Below are 17,577 nucleotides of genomic sequence, written 5' to 3' on the forward strand. Positions count from 1 at the left end.
CCTGTCCTGCCTCCTGTCTGTCCCCGCAGGGATCGGAACCGGCAACACCCTGCCATCAGCAGACTGTACACGGTTTCCTGATTACGTCATCAACGACGCGACAGAAAAATAAGCAATTCTCATGCCAATTTGAAAACTATTTGAATTTATTAAATTTTTCGCCGAGAAAACCGCTAGCCCGGAATCTTTTACCGAGCTAATCACCGGTCCGAGCCGGTGATTTCGGTGGACTCTCAGAACAAATGACCGCCTTTCAAGGCCTTGGTCCGCAGATACGACAGATTATGGCTGTTGGTTTCAAACACATGCGGAACCCGTTCCTCTACCTGCACCCCATGCCGGGACAGGGCATCAACCTTAAACGGATTGTTGGTCATCAACCGGATCCGACTGTACCCCAGCAGACGCAGCATTTCCGCAGCGGGCAGATAGACACGCTCATCATCGTCAAAGCCCAGCTGACCATTGGCATCCATGGTGTCGTAACCGGCATCCTGCAGACGGTAAGCGCGCAGCTTGTTGACCAGTCCGATACCCCGGCCTTCCTGCGCCAGATACAGCAGAACCCCGCTGCCAGCCTGATGGATGGCGTCAATCGCCCCCCGCAACTGATCGCCACAGTCACAGCGCAGTGATCCCAGAAGATCACCGGTAAAGCATTCTGAATGCAGACGGGCCAGAACCGGCTGTTCCGGGTCAGGGGTTCCGATAACGATCGCCAGATGTTCAATCCCGCCGTCGGCCGGACGGAACGCCAGAATACGGGTGTTCTCCGCTTCGACCAGCGGAACCCGGGCTTCGCCGACCAGACGCAGGCTGCGGGCGGCTGTCTGGGCATACCCCAATACCGCCGACCCTTCCACCACCAACAGATTACGGCTGGCCGCCCAGCTACGGACCGTTTCTGAACAGGCGACCGGCGTCATCACCACACCGGGCAACAGACGGGCAATTTTTGCCAGTTGGACTCCGGCTTCAGCCGGAGTACCCGCCGCCAACGGCTGGACTTTCAGATCATCAATCCGGCCGACACCGCCCATATCCTCGGCGGTTCCCGGATCAGCCAGCCGCAGCATCCGGTCTGCGGTTAACGGCAGATCAGAGGTCAGAGCAGTAATGACACCGTCGCCCGGTTCCAGACCGATCAGTCGGGTCCGGCGGGCCGTCAGGCACAAAGCCAGCGGCTGAGCTGACAGGTGTACCAGACGCTCAAGACTATCCGCCGTCGCGGCTTCCACCGACAGAACCAACAGGGGCGTCTGGTCCGGCGCGATCAGAACAACCGGCACCCCCCGGCGCAGTTCAGCCGCTGCCCGGTCCACAGCAAGCAGCGGGGCAGGGGGGGGAGACGACAGCGGGGCAGCAGGGCGGAGAGGTTCAGTCATGACAAGCCTTATACTGTGGGTCCCCGGGCCGGGCAAGAAACGCAAAGCAGATTTTCTGCGGAGGAGGTGCCTCCGGAACAGTCTGTAACAGAGTGTGATCGTCAGCACTCTTCCCGAGGACTACGGCAGAATGATAGATAGGGCATCATCTGCGGGCTGCAAAGAGGGGCAAATCAATGGCTGCCGGACGCTCTATCCTGATCATTGAGGACGACGACCTGTTGCGCCGGACCCTGCGGGAGCAGCTTTCCCAGCAGGAGGATATCGCGACCATCGCTGATGTTGCGACCGGGGCCGATGCCATCACCACGGCTACCGGCCCGGAAGGTCCGTTTGATCTGATCCTGCTTGATATCGGCCTGCCGGATCAGGATGGCCGTGATGTCTGCCGCGAATTGCGCCGGCAGGGGGTCCGCTCCCCGATCATCATGCTGACCGGGGCCGACAGTGACGATGACACCATCACCGGTCTGGATGCCGGGGCCAACGATTATGTCACCAAACCGTTTCGTCTGGCTGTTCTGCTGGCCCGGATCAAAGCCCAGATCCGCCAGCACCGTCACTCTGATGATGCAGTGTTCCCCCTTGGCCCCTACCGCTTCCTGCCCTCGGCAAAAATTCTCGAGACGGGAGAGGGGAAAAAAATCCGGTTAACGGAAAAAGAAACCGCCATCCTGAAATACCTGTACCGTCAGGGGCGGATGGTTGACCGTGAAACCCTGCTGGCAGAAGTCTGGGGATATAACTCCGGGGTCAGCACTCATACCCTGGAAACCCACATCTACCGGCTGCGACAGAAAATTGAACCGATCAGTGGGGAAACCACCCTGCTGATTACAGAAAGCGGTGGATATCGTTTGGCAGGAACAGCCTGATCCCCAAGGTCATGGAATAAAATAAAAAAGAGCGGAAGATCGACTTCCGCTCTTTTTTCTTGCGCGAGAAACGACTGACTTAAAATCAGTTATTCATCGCTTCAAAGAAATCATCATTATTCTTAGTTTCACGCAACTTACCAAGCAGGAATTCCATGCTGTCCTGCACCCCCATCGGGTTCAGGATACGGCGCAGGACCCACATCTTCTGCAGGTTCTGGCGGCTGACCAGCAGCTCTTCCTTACGGGTACCGGAACGGGTGATATCGATCGCCGGGAAGGTACGCTTATCAGCCAGCTTCCGGTCAAGGATCAGTTCGGAGTTACCGGTGCCCTTGAACTCTTCAAAGATCACTTCATCCATACGCGAGCCGGTATCGATCAGCGCGGTGGCAATAATAGTCAGCGATCCGCCTTCCTCGATATTGCGGGCCGCCCCGAAGAAACGCTTCGGACGCTGCAGGGCATTGGCATCCACCCCACCGGTCAGCACCTTACCGGAAGAGGGAACGACAGTGTTATAGGCGCGGGCCAGACGGGTGATCGAATCCAGCAGAATCACCACATCCCGCTTATGCTCAACCAAACGCTTGGCTTTTTCGATCACCATTTCGGCGACCTGCACATGGCGGTTGGCCGGCTCATCGAAGGTTGAGGAGATCACTTCGCCCCGCACACTGCGGGCCATGTCGGTGACTTCTTCCGGGCGTTCATCGATCAGCAGAACGATCAGATAGACTTCCGGGTGGTTAGCAGCGATGGAATGGGCGATGTTCTGCAGCATCACCGTTTTACCGGTCCGCGGCGGCGCAACGATCAGGCCGCGCTGGCCCTTGCCCAGCGGGGCCACCATTTCAATCACCCGGGGAACCATGTTGCGGGTGGTCGGATCATCGACTTCCAGCTTCAGTTTCTGGTTCGGGTACAGCGGGGTCAGGTTATCAAAGTTAATACGATGACGGACCGCATCGGGATCTTCAAAGTTGACGGTGTCAACCTTAACCAGTGCAAAATAGCGCTCTCCATCCTTAGGGGCGCGGATCTGCCCTTCAACCGTATCGCCGGTCCGCAGGGCAAACCGCCGGACCTGACTGGGGCTGACGTAAATGTCGTCAGGGCCCGGCAGATAATTGGCCTCTGGGGAGCGCAGGAATCCGAAACCATCCTGCAGCACTTCCAGAACCCCGTCGCCGTAAATGGCGGTTCCACGGTCTGCGAAGCCTTTCAGAATGGCAAACAGCATGTCCTGCTTCCGCAGGCTGCTGGCATTTTCGATTTCCAGTTCCTCTGCCAGCTTCAACAGCTCGGCGGGGGACTTTTTCTTCAGTTCCTGCAAATGCATGGGAGAGTCGCCAGTGATGGTCCAGAATCTGCCTTCCCACCCCGATCAGAGGGAGAAACGGGAACGCAGCGGAATAGTCAGGAGGCCGCTGATCGGGCAGAAACGGAAAACACCGGATTCAGGATGACTCCCACCGTAAGATATCACGCCCCGCCGGATAAAACCGGGGCAGGGCCGGATCTCTGACAGCAGAGCTGGACTGGAGTGTTTTGCGTTCAGGGGATAGCAGCACAGAGGAGGGACCGGCCCTTTGCGGACCGGAATAATCCCGTCAGCCCGCATCAGGTCGTGCGCCTACGGTTAGGCGCATTGATCCCCCTTGTCAAGAGAGAGCGATCAAAACCGGGGCTCAGAACGGCTTCAGAACCACCAGAAACACAATCCCAAGCAACAGGATGGTCGGTATTTCATTCGCAACCCGATAGAAACGGTCGGTACGCCGGTTTCCGTCTTCATTAAACTGACGCCGCCAACGGGCATAAAAACCATGACAGGCTGCCATCCCCAGAACAAGCACCAGCTTGGCATGCAGCCAGCCCTGACCGGTCAGCCAGACCGGGGCCATGGTCAGCCCGGTCAAAAACACCACGATCATCGACGGGGTCATAATGGCCCGGTGAAGGCGCCGCTCCATCACCTTAAACGTTTCTGACAGCTCGCTGCCCGGGGTGGCAGACGCATGATAAACGAACAACCGGGGCAGATAGAACATCGCTGCCATCCAGGTAATTACACTGATGATGTGCAGCGCCTTTACCAGCGCATAAGCCGTAGTCCCGGGATCAACAAGTGTCGGCATCAGTCAGGCTCCGGCCCGTTAAACATAACAATCAGTGATACTACGGCGTTATGGCTGACAGGGACATTTTCCCCAGGCATCGGCACAGCGGCGCAACCCGCCGTCAGGACGTGGGGTTACCCCCCTGGGCCAGTCAAGGGCCTGCCGGACCAAACCGGCCAGTCCATGAATGAACTCCGGCTGACTTTGTACCGTCGGTGCCCGCAGATACAGGGGGACCCCAGCGTCAGCCGCCAGTTTGCCGTACTCGATATCCAGTTCAACCAGCGTTTCTGAATGCTCTGAGACGAAAGCCAGTGGCATCAGGACTACAGGAACACCATCACGGCCAGCCCGTTCGATTTCGGCGTCGGTGGAAGGGCCGATCCATTCCAGCGGGCCGACGCGGCTTTGATAACAAACCTGCCAGTCCAGACCATGCCAGTGTGGATCTGCCTGTTCCAGTGCCTGAATCACCGCAGCGGCGGAAGCCTCCACCTGATTCTGATAGGGGTCACCGCCATCCACGACTTTCTTTGGCAGACCGTGGGCCGAAAACAGCAGGCGCGGCACTCCGGTCCCCTCCGCCTGACGCAGCAGGGGCAGAAGGGTGGCTGTCATCGCAGCAATAAATCCGGGCTCTATCGGGTAGCAGCAGATCGCCTTGGTCGGTGCCGCCAGTCCCTGACGGGCGGCTTCCTCCGCCCACAGCTTCAGCGAAGACCCGCTGGTGGTGGTGGAATACTGCGGATACAGCGGCAGCAGGACCACCGCATCGGGAGCATAGGCCTTCACCTCGGCAACGGTCTGGGCGGTCATCGGATGCCAGTACCGCATGGCGATGAACACCCGAACCTCACAGTCGTCCCCGCTCAGGACATCAGCCAGCGCGCTGGCCTGCCGCTGCGTTTGTTCCAGCAGTGGCGATTTACCACCGAGATGATGATAAATCTCCTGCGCCACCGGTGCCCGGCGGGAAGAGATCATCTTTGCCACCAGCCAGCGTAACGGCTGAGGTAGGCTGATGATCGCCGGATCGTTGAACAGATTAAACAAAAACGGCTGGACAGCCTGAGGAGAGTCGGGCCCTCCCAGATTGAACACCACCACTGCCAGCCGTTTCATTGATCTGCCCTCTGTCTATCAGCGCGCGGAAATTAGTCCTGACTCTTCGATACGCGGATCAGCAAAACCCGGATCAACCCTTCCAGGACCGGATCCGGTCTGCTAGCCGGGTTACATGCTCCGGCGGTGTTGCCGGGACAATGCCGTGACCAAGATTGAACACAAACGGCCCCTTACCGAGTTTGCCGAGAATATAATCCACGGCATGGTCGAGATGCTCACCGCCAACCAGCAGAGCAATCGGGTCAAGATTGCCTTGTACCGTCACCAGCGGCTGCAGCGTTTCCGCCGCCCAATCCAGCGGGATCATCGTATCAAGGCTGACCGCATCAACGCCGGTTTCTCGGGCGAACGGTACATACATCAGTCCGGCCTGACGCGGAAAGCCAATCACCGGAACGCCCGGATGGCGGTCTTTCACCCGTTCCGTAATCCGGCGGATCGGATCAATCACCCAGCGACGGAACTCATCCTCCGGGAGAACACCGGCCCAGCTGTCAAAAATCTGCACGGCCTCAGCTCCATGATCAATCTGCAGACACAGATATTCGGCTGAGGCGTCAACCAGTTTATCAATCAGAGCCTGAAAGCGCTGCGGATGCCCATAGGCCCATTCTTTGGTCCGGGCATAGTCTTTTGACCCTCCGCCTTCAACCATGTAGGTCGCAACGGTCCATGGCGCACCGCAGAAGCCGATCAGCGCTGTGGTTTCCGGGATCGCCCTTGCCAAGCCTGACACGGTTTCAAACACCGGCGCGAGATGGTCTTTAAGCCGTGAGGGATCCAGCGCCTCTACAGCGGCATCATCGGCGAGAGGTGTCAGGCACGGACCTTCGCCGACCTTGAAGGAGACCGGCTGTCCGATAGCATCAGGGACCACCAGAATGTCTGAGAACAGGATCGCTGCATCCATCCCGTAACGTCGCAGCGGCTGGAGGGTCACCTCAACGGCCAGCGGTGGGTTGTAACACAGATCCAAGAAGCCACCGGCCTCTGCCCGGGTTGCCCGGTATTCGGGCAGGTAACGCCCTGCCTGACGCATCAGCCAGAAGGGCGGAGGGGTTAAGGTTTCCCCCTTAAGAGCCCGGATAAAACGCTTGCTGTCGGTCGCAGGTCGGCTCACGGCGGGGATGCTCCTCTTTTTGGTATGTCCTTCTCTTACACAAGAAAGATTTTTTTTTAAAGGTATGGTGGTTTTTGATAGGGCCTGTGGGTAACGGGGATTCAGGCTCTTCATAAAGTGATCCACAGAATCGATGTGGATAACAGTGTGTGTAAGGCCAGAGTTATCCCATCTGGGGACGACTCCGGGAGGACTCCGGGACGACTCGAAGCGACTCCTGAGAATCCCGTTGTGAGGAAAGATGTGGATACTGGGGAAAACCTGTCCGGGCTGTCTCTTCCCGGGGGATGGATTCAGGGGACTCACAGAGGGACAGAGGAAAGGAGTCACAGCGGGATGATCTCCGGGAGGAAAAAGCAGTCAGTGGGAGGGATTTTCCACCGGGATCGCCAAACCTCCGGTTATTCAGTGACTCCCCCACGCCGTCCACAGGGGTTATCCACAGACTCGGGGCCAGTGTCGCTGCCCGACCCCCGTATCAAGGCAAGGCGGGAGTGTGGTCGACTTTCCCTTCGCCGGGAAAATGCGCTATTCCGGGTGTGGCAGTGACAGTGCGTCACAGCCTGTGTTGGGAAGGAAAGCTGCCTATGCCGGTAAAGAGCCTGAACCTGCATCTGGTCTCGGACTCATCAGGGGAGACTGTCTCTTCAGTCGCCCGGGCCTGTCAGGTCCAGTTTGAGGATGTCGATGTCCGTCAGCATCAGTGGTGGCTGATCCGTACCAAAGGGCAGGCCTTACGGGTTCTCGACAGCATTGCCGCCACGCCGGGACCGGTCCTGTATACAGTGATGGATCCGGCAATCCGCGCGACGCTTGAGGACGGGTTTGCCCGGATTGATGTTCCTTATATTCCGGTGATGGATCCGGTTCTTTCGACCCTGTCAGCGGTCCTTGATCTGCCGATCCGTGGCAAGCCTGGCCGTCAGCATGTGATGGATGCAGAGTATTTCCGTCGGATTGAAGCAATGCAGTTTACGGTTGATCACGATGACGGACAGGTGATTGACGGTCTGGAAGCGGCAGATGTGGTGGTGTTCGGGGTATCCAGAACGTCAAAGACGCCAACCTGTATGTATCTGGCCAACCGCGGTCTGAAGGCTGCCAATGTGCCGGTGGTTCCGGGCATCCCTCTCCCGGAACGGCTGTTGACCCTGCAAGGCCCGCTAAAAGTAGGATTAACGCGGGAACCGCGCAGCCTCTCTGATATCCGCCGGAATCGCCTGCGGATGATGAACCAGAGTGACGGCAGCGCTTATGCCAACGAGGAAACCGTGCGGGAAGAAGTGCTGGAAGCCCGGCGTCTGTTTTCCCGCCTTGGTTTTCCGGTGATTGACGTGACCCGCAAATCAATTGAGGAAGCGGCGGCGGCAATCCTGCAGCTGCATGCTGATCATAAACGCCGCCAGAAAGAAGATCTGTCGGTATTGGAAGACCTGTCAGGATATCCGACATGACCATGCCTGTGAGTAGTCCTCCTCTGGTTCTGGCTTCGGGCAGCGCCTCGCGCCGGATGATGCTGGAAAGTGCCGGTCTGACACCGAAGAGTGTGCCCCCTGCTGTTGACGAGGCAGAGATCAAATCTGCCCTGTGGGCGGAACAGGCTCCGGTGGAAGAGGCCGCCGTGGTGTTGGCCGAGATGAAGGCCAGCCGGGTTGCCCGGCGGTTTCCCGAAGCGTTGGTGCTGGGGGCTGACCAGATGCTGGAGTGTGACGGCGTCTGGTTTGATAAACCGGAAAGCCGCGCTGCGGCCCGTGACCAGCTTCTGGCCCTGTCAGGGAAAACCCACCGGCTGATCAGTGCCGCAGTGGTGATCCATAAAGGGGAGCGGATCTGGCATCAGGTGGCTGAGGCGCGGATGGCGATGCGTCCGTTGTCGGAACCGTTTATCGACTGGTATCTGGATCAGGTGGGAGATGCCGTACAGTCCACGGTCGGCTGTTATCAGATCGAAGGGCTGGGGGTGCAGCTGTTTAACCGGGTGCAAGGGGATCACTTTGTGATCCGTGGTCTGCCACTGTTGCCGCTGCTGGACTTTTTGCGTCAATGGAAGGTGGTGCAGGCATGATGCTTACCGGAAAAGCCCGTCTGGCCGGGGTTCTGGGGTGGCCGGTCAGTCATTCACAGAGTCCGCGTCTTCATGGCTTCTGGCTGGAGCAATATGGCATTGACGGTGCCTATCTGCCGTTGCCGGTTGAACCTGCGTATTTCGCCGATGCTGTCCGCAGTCTGGTCCGTCTGGGGTTCCGGGGGGCTAATGTGACGGTACCGCATAAAGAAGCGGCTTTCCGGCTGTGTCAGGAAGACGGCAACAGCCTGACGGAGCGGGCCCGTGCGGTAGGATCCGTCAATACGCTGATCTTTGAGGCTGACGGTCGCATTCTGGGCGATACCACGGACGGTTTCGGGTTTGTTGAAAATCTGCGGGCCGGGGTCCCCGGCTGGGATGCAGCGGCTGGCCCGGCCTTGATTCTCGGGGCCGGAGGGGCAGCCCGTTCAGTGATTGCTGCCTTGCAGGATGCGGGGTGCCCGGAAGTTATTCTGACCAACCGGGGCCGTGAGCGGGCAGAGGCGCTGGCGGCAGATCTGAACGGAGGGCGCACCACGTCGCTCCGCGTTGTCGACTGGGATCAGCGCCATGCTGCCTGTGACGGGATCGCTCTGCTGGTCAATACCACCAGTCTGGGTATGACCGGCCAGCCGCCGCTGGACCTTGATCTGTCAGCGCTGCCTGACCGGGCCTTGGTGACGGACATTGTCTATGCCCCTCTGGAAACCGATCTTCTGGCGGAGGCTCGCCGACGGGGGAATCCTGTGGTCGATGGACTGGGGATGTTGCTGCATCAGGCCCGACCCGGTTTTGCCGCGTGGTTTGGGGTGGTTCCTGAGGTGACGGAAGCCCTGAGGGCTCATATTATTTCGGGAAGAAAATAAAATCAGAGTGACTTCTGGGCAAGAGAGCAGCGATTATCCAGCCTTAAAACCGGAGACGTGTCGTCGATGAACCGGATGGCATCATATCGGCACATGCTCTGGATGACGGCATTCTTCTGAAGGGGCTGCCATGAAAATCCTGGGCATCACCGGGTCAATCGGCATGGGAAAATCCACAGCCTGCCAGTTGCTGCGGCAGATGGGGGTGCCGGTTCATGATGCGGACGCAACGGTCCATCGTCTGTATGGGCGGAAGGGGGCGGCTGTGCTCCCGATTTCCAATCGCTTTCCGGATGCGGTCAAGGATGGACAGGTTGACCGGGTGGCGTTGGGCCGGATGGTTTTTGGCAATAAACAGGCGCTGAGAGATCTGGAGCAGATCGTGCATCCGCTTGTACAGGCGGAGGAGCGGGCATTTCTTGCCCGTCATCGCCGACGGCGGACGCCGGTTGTCGCACTCGATATTCCTTTGCTGTTTGAAAGCCGGGGGGAACGGCGGTGCGATGCGGTGGCGGTCGTTACGGCGCATGCCCTGATTCAAGAGCAGCGCGTTCTGGCCCGCCCGGGAATGACAGAAGAGCGTCTGCGCCTGATCCGTGCGAAACAGATGCCGGATGCGGAAAAGCGGCGGCGGGCTGATTATATTGTTCCCAGTGGTCTGGGCCGGGGAGTGACGGTCCGGGTTCTGCGGCGTATTGTGGCCGATCTGACAGGCCGGAAAGACGTTTGTGATCACCGGAGCGTTTTCAGAACAGGCAGACGCCGGTTTCACTGACACCATAAGATTATCCTAAAGGGATCCCTGACATGCGTGAGATTGTCCTCGATACCGAAACGACCGGCTTTGAGCCGTCCGAAGGACATCGGTTGGTGGAAATCGGCTGCGTTGAATTGTTGAATCACGTTGCGACCGGAAACACATTTCACAAATACGTCAATCCTGAGCGTGAGGTCCCGGAAGAGGCGGCGCGTGTTCACGGCCTGACATGGGACATGCTGAAAGACAAGCCGCTGTTTGCCGATATTGCCGCAGAGTTTCTCGACTTCATCGGAGATTCTCCGCTGATCATTCATAATGCGGCATTCGATATGAAGTTCATCAATGCAGAACTGGCATGGGCTGGGCTGTCGACCGTCCCGTTCGAGCGGGCGATTGATACCGTCCAGATGGCCCGCCGCAAATTCCCCGGTGCTCCGGCCAGCCTTGACGCCCTGTGCCGTCGTTTTGGTATTGATAACAGTCATCGTGAGAAGCATGGGGCACTGTTAGACTCCGAGCTGTTAGCCGAAGTGTATCTTGAGCTGCGAGGGGGGCGCCAGCCGGGGCTGGTGCTGACCGCCGCCACCGGCCCGGTGGTGACGAAAGTGGAACGGATCGTGGTGGATCGTCCGTTCCGGGCTCCACGTCCTCATCATCCGACAGCCGAAGAACTGGAACGCCATCGCGCCTTTCTTGGGAAAAAAGTGAAAGGAGCGCTGTGGGATTCTTTTCTGGCTCCGAAAGGATCAGAACAGTCCCAGTGACAGGAGGGCCCCGCTGACGGCACAGACACTCAGGGCCGTTACCGGGCCCCGGCGCAGCAGCAGAAAGGCCAGCATGGCCAGTACGGCCGCGCTGGGCTGCAGGCTGGTTATGTCTGGCAGCAGAACATGAAGTGGCCCAAAGCTCCGCAGGGCGGTTTCCGTGAACAGAACATGGAGGCCGAACCACAGGGCCAGCGTCCCGATCACGCCGACAACCGCAGCGGTCAGGGTTGTCAGTCCGGCGGACAGGGCCTGATTACGGCGCAATGTCTCAACAAAGGGGGCGCCGACAAAGATCCACAGAAAGCACGGGGCAAAAGTCACCCAAGTGGTCAGCAGAGCGGTAATGGACCCTGCCACGAGCGGAGGCAGGGGGCCGGGGTCACGGTATCCGGCCAGAAAGCCGACAAACTGCACCACCATAATCAAGGGGCCGGGCGTGGTTTCTGCCAGCCCTAAGCCGTCAACCATTTCTGGAGTGGATAGCCAGCCAAAAGTGTCCACAGCCTGTTGGGCAACATAGGTCAGGACGGCGTAAGCCCCCCCGAAGCTGACCACCGCCATTTTGGAAAAGAAGACGGCGATATGCTGATAGGTGCTGTCAGGCAGCAGCAGGGTGAGGCCGATCACCGGGGTCAGCCAGAGCAGCAAAAATACACCACCGACCCGCAAAGCCCACTGTCCCGAGACCTGAGTATGGGCGGGAAGGGTGTCACCGAGCAGGGTAGCACGGGAATCCTGTGTTGCAGGCTGAGCAGATGCCTGTGGTCTGATCCGTCCGTAGAGGATACCGATGACCAAGGCTGACACAACCACGACCGGGAAAGGCACCTGTAACAGGCTGAGGGCAAGAAACGCCGCCACGGCGATGATCCGCAGGAAACCGGTTTTCAGGGCCCGCTTCGACAGCCGGAGCATGGCCTGAAGAACCAGAGCCAGAACCGCTGCCTTTAAACCAAAAAAGACCCCGTCGATCATCGGCAGATGGCCGAGCAGGACATAAACCCAGCTGAGGCCCAGAATTGCCAGCAGACCGGGAAGGATAAACAGGCCCCCGGCGATCAGCCCGCCTTTTATCCCGTGCATCAGCCAGCCAATATAGGTGGCCAGCTGCTGGGCTTCCGGGCCGGGCAGGAGCATGCAGTAATTCAGGGCATGGAGAAAACGCTGTTCACTGATCCAGTGGCGTTCTTCCACCACTTCCCGGTGCATCAGGGCAATTTGCCCGGCAGGCCCCCCAAAGCTGAGAAGGGCAATCCGTGCCCAGACTTTGGTGCTGGCAGCAAGGCTGACGGTATGCTCAGGCATTGGAAGGAATCCGGTCTGGCAGCGACGTATGGAGTCTCTGGGTACGGCCTGAACAGGAGGGCGGCAACCCCAGACTGACCGAGGTCACAAAAAGATCATATCCGGGTGGTGACTCTTACAGGGCTGGTTTAGCCGGACAGGTCCCATCCGCAACCGCGACAATCCATTTTGCCACCACAGCATTGATGGCATCGGTTTCCCACGGGATCATGAATTCATGATCATTGGGGAAGTCGCGTGGAGCCTTCTCCGCCAGACTGAGATAGGTGACGAATTTTTGACCGCTGATCTCGTTGAAAAAGAATTCAAGGCGTGGGCGCTGGCCTTCAGCCCGGCGGTCGTCTGTACCATAGGTGATGGCAAACCCGTCGCCGCCATACAGGCTGGCGGTTCGCCGTGCGACCCGGCCGCGGTAACATAAAGGTTCCGCTTCCATAACGGTCTGGACCTGTGCCGCTTCCGGCGGAACCGCTGCCGGGGGTGGGGTCTGTTCCGGCAGGACTGAACCAAGGTTCTGTACCGCAGCGGTTACCCCTTGCGGCGGCGGCGGGGCCTCTTCCGGCGGCGGGGCCTTTTCCTCGGTCGAGACCGAGCGGGCCATCTTTTCTACCGGGGCAGCCTGTTCCACCACAGTTTTGCGGGATGGATCCTGTGCCTGCACTTTGGTGATCGGGGCTTTTTTCGGGGCAGGACTCTCTGGTTCCGAAGAAATTTTGACGTTCTGATAAAAATAGACGCCACCGACCACCACGCCAATCGCGAGGAGGGCACTCAGGCAGCCGACCGCACCGGCTTTATCTTCTGCATCAAGGGCCATAGTTTTGTTGTGCCGCAAGTTGGGGATGTCGTCCAGTCCGGGCCCAGCCTCCCGGGGTCCGGACCGGTGGCTTCAGGGGGTCAGGGCGTCCGGCCTGCCGCCTTGATCAGCGTTTCAGCGGAGGTACGTAACAGACTGTGTTCTTCCGGGCTTAAAATCGGCATCACCGTTCCGAGGATCCCGACCGCCCCGAGGATCCGGGGCAGGGACAGGGCGACCGGGCCGACGCCTTCAATTTTGTCCTCAACCTGCGAAATGGTCATGACTGCCCGCTCGTCGCGGGCAATGGCCCGGACCATCCGGGCCAGACCGGCGCCGATGCCAAACCAGGTCGCCCCTTTTCCTTCGATAATGGTGTAAGCCGCCCGGCGGACCCCGGCATCAATCCGGGCTTTGACGGTGTCGTCCAGCGGCTTGCCCTGCTGCGCGGCCAGTGAGGCCAGCGGAACGGTCCCGATTGTGGCGGAAGACCAGCACAGCACCTCTGAATCTCCATGTTCCCCCAGAACGCTGGCATGGATCGAATTGGGGGAAACCCCCAGATGGTCGGCCAGCAAGGCGCGGTAGCGTGCCGTATCCAGAATGGTCCCGGAGCCGATGCAGCGGTGCCGTGGCAGGCCGGACAGCCGCTGGGCCACCTCGGTCATCACATCCACCGGGTTGGTGGCAACAATCAGGATCGGATCGGGAGTCACGGCCAGAACCTGCGGCAGGATTTCAGCAAAAACAGCTGTATTGCGGTCCAGAAGTTCCAGCCGGGTTTCCCCGGGCTTCTGATTGACGCCTGCGGTCAGGATAATGATCTGTGCCCCGGTCAGATCGGTATAGGTGCCTGCCTGCACCCGGACCGGTGCGGCAAAGGGGGTTGCGTGCAGAATATCCTGTGCCTGTGCCAGAGCCAGCTTGTCGCTGCGGTCAATCAGCACCACATCACTGGCCGCGCCGCTGAGCGCCACGGCATAGGCAGCAGCACTGCCCACCTGACCGGCACCGATGATTCCGACCTTCATCGCTCGTCTCCCCATAAAGTGTCGGGGATCAGCCTAACGGATTACGGCGCCGGGAGGAATTGTCTTCTCCTGATCCTTTGATGACGCCCCGCCGGAAAATGCCGTCGCCGCTTATGGCAGAGTGACATCCGGTCGCCCGTTGTCCCGGTACCGGTCACGGACCCACAGGCAGACGACGATTGCCAGCAGGCTGCCCATGATGGTGTCTGACAGGTAGTGCGCCCCGACCGCAACACGGGAAAAGGCAATGGTTGCCCCGATTACCACATAGGCCGGACGGAACCGAGGATAGACAAACCACAGGGCGGTCATTGCCCCGACGATGGCCTGAGAATGTCCCGACGGGAAGGAGTTATGCCCCGAGAAGGGGAAAAATCCGTAAACGCCTTCATTGAAATAAAACTTGGGACGGGCCCGTCCGAACAGAAACTTCAGGGCCTGAACTGCGATCCCGGAGGCGGCAAGCGACATCAGGGCAAAGCCCCAGCTGCGGGCCCGTATCCGCCACAGTTCATGCGCTTCTGTCGTCAGAGACAGCCCGGCAGTGGCCATACAGATCAGCCAGCCTGCCGCAAAACCGATGTACCAGGGGCCGCCAAGGCCGATATCGGTAATGGTGCTGAAGAAGCCGCGGAGATCCCCCGACAGCTTCAGCCGCACCGCCTGTGACAGCCAGGCATCCAGTCCCAGAAACAACGGCAGGCAGCCGACCAGACCCCAGACCAGAGTGGCCAGCCGGGGGTGGCGGAGGCTCCAGATCCGGGCCTGCGACAGTGCGCGGGAGCCCAGATGCAGCGCCGGTGTCAAACGATGCCGGAGAGAGGAGAGGGACATGGGGGGATCCTCTGGCAGCAGAACTGAAAATGTTACGGGGTGGATCGGGTCAGCAGATGCAGGCGCACCGGCTTGCCACGGGAATAGTTCAGTCCGGTGACGACGCCGTGATCGGTGATCCGGGTACCGGCCGGGATCGCTTTATGAAAGTCTTCCAGTTCCGGCTCGTTAACCACAGCGACACTGTTTGGGGTTGTCATCAGGGCTTCGGCGGCCCCGGCCGGAGTGGTCAGGCGGGTTTTGGTTTCTGTCAGAAACACAAGGCTGGGTTCATGGTAGCCAACAGCGGCGACGGCGGCACCGGGGGTAACCTCGTCAATCATCCGGACCACATTTTCACTGACCCACAGATCTGACAGTCGCGGACCGACAAGTGTCACCAGTGTCACCTGTGTGATCCCTCCCAGAGCCAGCGCCCAGACCAGCGCGTTGAGGAAATGTCGACGCAGCACATGCCACCACACACCGGCAACCAGAACGACAGCAGCCAGTGCGGTCGGAATGGCCCACAGGGTAAAGCCCCCGCCATGACGGACCGGCAGCCACAGCGCGGCCCCGGCGACAGCCAGCGCAATCAGGCTCCACAGAAGATACCACAGGCGGGCAGGCCATCCGGCCAGCCGGTCGTAGGTGCCATCGCGCACAGCCATCAGTGTGGCGGCGATCATCAGCGCCAGCGCCGGATACATCGGCAGGGTGTAATGAGGCAGTTTGGTCGGGATCAGTTCAAACACCAGCCAGGCCGGAACCGCCCAGGCGAGAGCAAAGCGCAGGCCGGGCAGGGCACGTTCCCGCCAGCTTCGCCCCAATGCCGGCCACAGAAACAGTGAAGCAGGCCAAAGGGTCAGCGAAATCAGCAGCAGGTAAAAGCCGGGAGGGGCCCCATGGCTTTCCTGCGCGCCCAGCAGTTTGGGCAGCAGATCTTCGCGGACGGCTTTGCCGAGAAATTGCCCGTCGGTCTGTCCGCTGACGGCGGACATCCATGGGGCAACCATGGCAACGGTGATGATGACCCCCATCACCGGGCGCAGGCCATGCAGCCAGCCGACCCGTTTGTCGGCGATACATAGGGTGATCACAGTCAGGGCGGTGATCATCGGTGTCACCGGACCTTTGATCAGAATCGAGGCCCCCATGCCCAGCCAGAAGGCCAGAGAAGCCCAGGACGGTGCCGCCTTGCCTCCACGGGACTGCATATAGATCAGTCCGAGACAGCCCTGTACCAGAGTGGTCAGGGCCAGCAGTGTCGCATCGGTTTTTGCCAGATGGGACTCAACTGTCAGCATCAGGGATCCGGCCATCGTCAGGGCGGCGATCAGGCCGATCCGGCGGTCAAAAAGACGGCTGCCGAACAGGAAAGTCATCAGAACCGTGGCAAACGCTGCCAGCAGTGACGGCAGGCGATAGGGCCAGGCTTCCGTCTTTGCCGGGTGGCTGAAGGCGTTTACTGCCGCAGCCTGCAGCCAGTAAATCCCGACCGGCTTCTTGGCGCGGAGTTCTTCCTGAAAGCGGACAACGATGTAATCGCCGCTTTCAACCATCTGCCGGGTCGCCTGCATAAAGCGGGATTCATCACGGTCCATTGCCGGCAGACTGGTCTGACCGGGCAGGAAGATGGCGGCACAGACCACCAGCAGCAGCAGATAGGGACGGAAGCCTTGAAGGATGGCCTGCACGGTAAACCCCCGGATCGGGACAAAGGGAAAAACTGACGTGGTCTGTGATGTGGCACAGCCGGGGATGACAGGTCATCTCCGGCTGTGGGACATACAGGAAAGAGCGGTAGGTCAGACGGTCTGATTGACGCCCGAGGCGTCCGGCGTATCGGTATCCGCTGCCCGCTGCGGCCCCCCGCGGGAGACGACAACCATCGCCGGGCGCAGCAGACGATCCTGAATCAGATATCCATCCTGATAAACCATCACGACGGTGCCGGTGGGCACGTCGGTGCGGTCCACTTCCTGCATTGCCTGATGATGATGCGGGTTGAACGGCTGGTTCAGGCTGTCGATCCGGCGGACACCATATTTGCCCAGCGCGTTCTGCAGTTCCTTCTCCGTCATTTCAACACCGACGGCGAGGGTGTTCAGATCGGCGCTTGCAGCACGGGCCGCTTCCGGTGCGGCCATCAGGGCGCGGGTCAGGTTATCGGCCACCGGCAGCAGCTCTTTGGCGAAATTGGACATCGCATATTTGCTGTTGTCCTCAATCTGCTTCTGCGCCATCCGCTTGGCGTTCTGGGTATCAGCCAGAGCCCGCAGATATTCGTTCTTCAGCTGGGCGACCTCGGCTTCCAGCGCGGCGATTTTCTCGTCGGCGCTCTGCACGGGCTCCGCCGATCCGGCAGCGCCTTCGGGGGCCTGTTCGGTCGCGGCGGCGGCAAGGATATCGTCAGGGATGGAGTCAGTGGAATGAGTGGTCATGGTCGTTCTGCTGTTTTCAAAAAGATCAGGGTGACTGTACGGGAAAGGGCGGGGCAGGGCCACCGCTCTCACCGCTTCCTCTGCCGCAGCGGACGGAAAAGC

The 17,577-nt window shown here is 59.7% G+C and carries 17 protein-coding genes; 6 read left to right on the plus strand and 11 right to left on the minus strand.

Annotated elements, in window-relative coordinates; translation table 11 throughout:
- Positions 1-233 precede the first annotated feature (233 nt).
- The gene (ribA, locus tag G365_RS0108455) at positions 234-1,385 is read right to left on the minus strand and encodes a GTP cyclohydrolase II (RefSeq protein ID WP_019645082.1); all 1,152 of its coding nucleotides are present in this window, start codon (positions 1,383-1,385) and stop codon (positions 234-236) included.
- A 176-nt stretch (positions 1,386-1,561) separates the two neighbouring features.
- Between ribA and G365_RS0108460 the strand changes: the two genes are divergently transcribed.
- On the plus strand, positions 1,562-2,260 hold the full coding sequence (locus G365_RS0108460; RefSeq protein WP_019645083.1) for a response regulator transcription factor: 699 nt from the start codon (positions 1,562-1,564) through the stop codon (positions 2,258-2,260).
- An 85-nt stretch (positions 2,261-2,345) separates the two neighbouring features.
- Here the strand turns inward: G365_RS0108460 and rho are convergent, their stop codons facing one another.
- The 4 genes from rho to hemE all read right to left on the minus strand — a co-directional run bounded on the left by rho (position 2,346) and on the right by hemE (position 6,628).
- On the minus strand, positions 2,346-3,602 hold the full coding sequence (gene rho / locus G365_RS0108465; protein WP_019645084.1) for a transcription termination factor Rho: 1,257 nt from the start codon (positions 3,600-3,602) through the stop codon (positions 2,346-2,348).
- A 349-nt stretch (positions 3,603-3,951) separates the two neighbouring features.
- Positions 3,952-4,401, minus strand: coding sequence for a protoporphyrinogen oxidase HemJ (gene hemJ, locus G365_RS0108470; RefSeq protein ID WP_019645085.1), 450 nt, complete (start codon positions 4,399-4,401; stop codon positions 3,952-3,954).
- Positions 4,402-4,449: 48 nt separating this feature from the next.
- A complete protein-coding gene (gene hemH / locus G365_RS0108475) occupies positions 4,450-5,505 on the minus strand; it encodes a ferrochelatase (RefSeq protein WP_019645086.1) in 1,056 nt (351 codons plus the stop codon).
- 73 nt (positions 5,506-5,578) lie between these two features.
- Positions 5,579-6,628 (minus strand): uroporphyrinogen decarboxylase, encoded by a 1,050-nt coding sequence (hemE, locus tag G365_RS0108480; RefSeq protein ID WP_026345203.1) that lies wholly within the window; start codon positions 6,626-6,628, stop codon positions 5,579-5,581.
- 587 nt (positions 6,629-7,215) lie between these two features.
- Between hemE and G365_RS0108485 the strand changes: the two genes are divergently transcribed.
- The 5 genes from G365_RS0108485 to dnaQ all read left to right on the plus strand — a co-directional run bounded on the left by G365_RS0108485 (position 7,216) and on the right by dnaQ (position 11,083).
- Positions 7,216-8,082, plus strand: a complete 867-nt coding sequence (locus tag G365_RS0108485; RefSeq protein ID WP_019645088.1) for a pyruvate, water dikinase regulatory protein — start codon at positions 7,216-7,218, stop codon at positions 8,080-8,082.
- Positions 8,079-8,693 (plus strand): Maf family protein, encoded by a 615-nt coding sequence (locus G365_RS0108490; protein WP_019645089.1) that lies wholly within the window; start codon positions 8,079-8,081, stop codon positions 8,691-8,693. The genes G365_RS0108485 and G365_RS0108490 overlap by 4 nt, the downstream gene beginning before the upstream one ends.
- Complete coding sequence (locus tag G365_RS0108495) at positions 8,690-9,559, plus strand: shikimate dehydrogenase (RefSeq protein WP_019645090.1); 870 nt, start codon at positions 8,690-8,692, stop codon at positions 9,557-9,559. Before G365_RS0108490 ends, G365_RS0108495 begins: the two co-directional genes overlap by 4 nt.
- Before the next feature lie 130 nt (positions 9,560-9,689).
- Positions 9,690-10,334: a dephospho-CoA kinase gene (gene coaE / locus G365_RS0108500; RefSeq protein WP_019645091.1), complete on the plus strand. Its 645-nt coding sequence runs from the start codon at positions 9,690-9,692 to the stop codon at positions 10,332-10,334.
- Between the two features lie 32 nt (positions 10,335-10,366).
- Positions 10,367-11,083, plus strand: a complete 717-nt coding sequence (gene dnaQ, locus G365_RS20835) for a DNA polymerase III subunit epsilon (RefSeq protein ID WP_019645092.1) — start codon at positions 10,367-10,369, stop codon at positions 11,081-11,083.
- Here the strand turns inward: dnaQ and chrA are convergent.
- From chrA to grpE, 6 genes are all read right to left on the minus strand, one after another.
- Positions 11,066-12,391, minus strand: a complete 1,326-nt coding sequence (gene chrA / locus G365_RS0108510) for a chromate efflux transporter (RefSeq protein WP_019645093.1) — start codon at positions 12,389-12,391, stop codon at positions 11,066-11,068. The genes dnaQ and chrA overlap by 18 nt on opposite strands.
- Before the next feature lie 115 nt (positions 12,392-12,506).
- Positions 12,507-13,208 (minus strand): hypothetical protein, encoded by a 702-nt coding sequence (locus G365_RS0108515; RefSeq protein WP_019645094.1) that lies wholly within the window; start codon positions 13,206-13,208, stop codon positions 12,507-12,509.
- A gap of 80 nt (positions 13,209-13,288) precedes the next feature.
- On the minus strand, positions 13,289-14,218 hold the full coding sequence (locus G365_RS0108520) for an L-lactate dehydrogenase (protein WP_019645095.1): 930 nt from the start codon (positions 14,216-14,218) through the stop codon (positions 13,289-13,291).
- 111 nt (positions 14,219-14,329) lie between these two features.
- On the minus strand, positions 14,330-15,052 hold the full coding sequence (locus G365_RS20840; protein ID WP_081628492.1) for a phosphatase PAP2 family protein: 723 nt from the start codon (positions 15,050-15,052) through the stop codon (positions 14,330-14,332).
- A 32-nt stretch (positions 15,053-15,084) separates the two neighbouring features.
- Entirely contained in the window at positions 15,085-16,728 is a 1,644-nt protein-coding gene (locus tag G365_RS0108530; RefSeq protein WP_019645097.1) for an ArnT family glycosyltransferase, read from the minus strand.
- 111 nt (positions 16,729-16,839) lie between these two features.
- Complete coding sequence (gene grpE, locus G365_RS0108535) at positions 16,840-17,475, minus strand: nucleotide exchange factor GrpE (RefSeq protein ID WP_081628498.1); 636 nt, start codon at positions 17,473-17,475, stop codon at positions 16,840-16,842.
- Positions 17,476-17,577 lie beyond the last annotated feature (102 nt).

Origin of the sequence: Novispirillum itersonii subsp. itersonii ATCC 12639, from assembly GCF_000381985.1 — a bacterium.
Lineage (GTDB): Bacteria > Pseudomonadota > Alphaproteobacteria > Rhodospirillales > Rhodospirillaceae > Novispirillum > Novispirillum itersonii.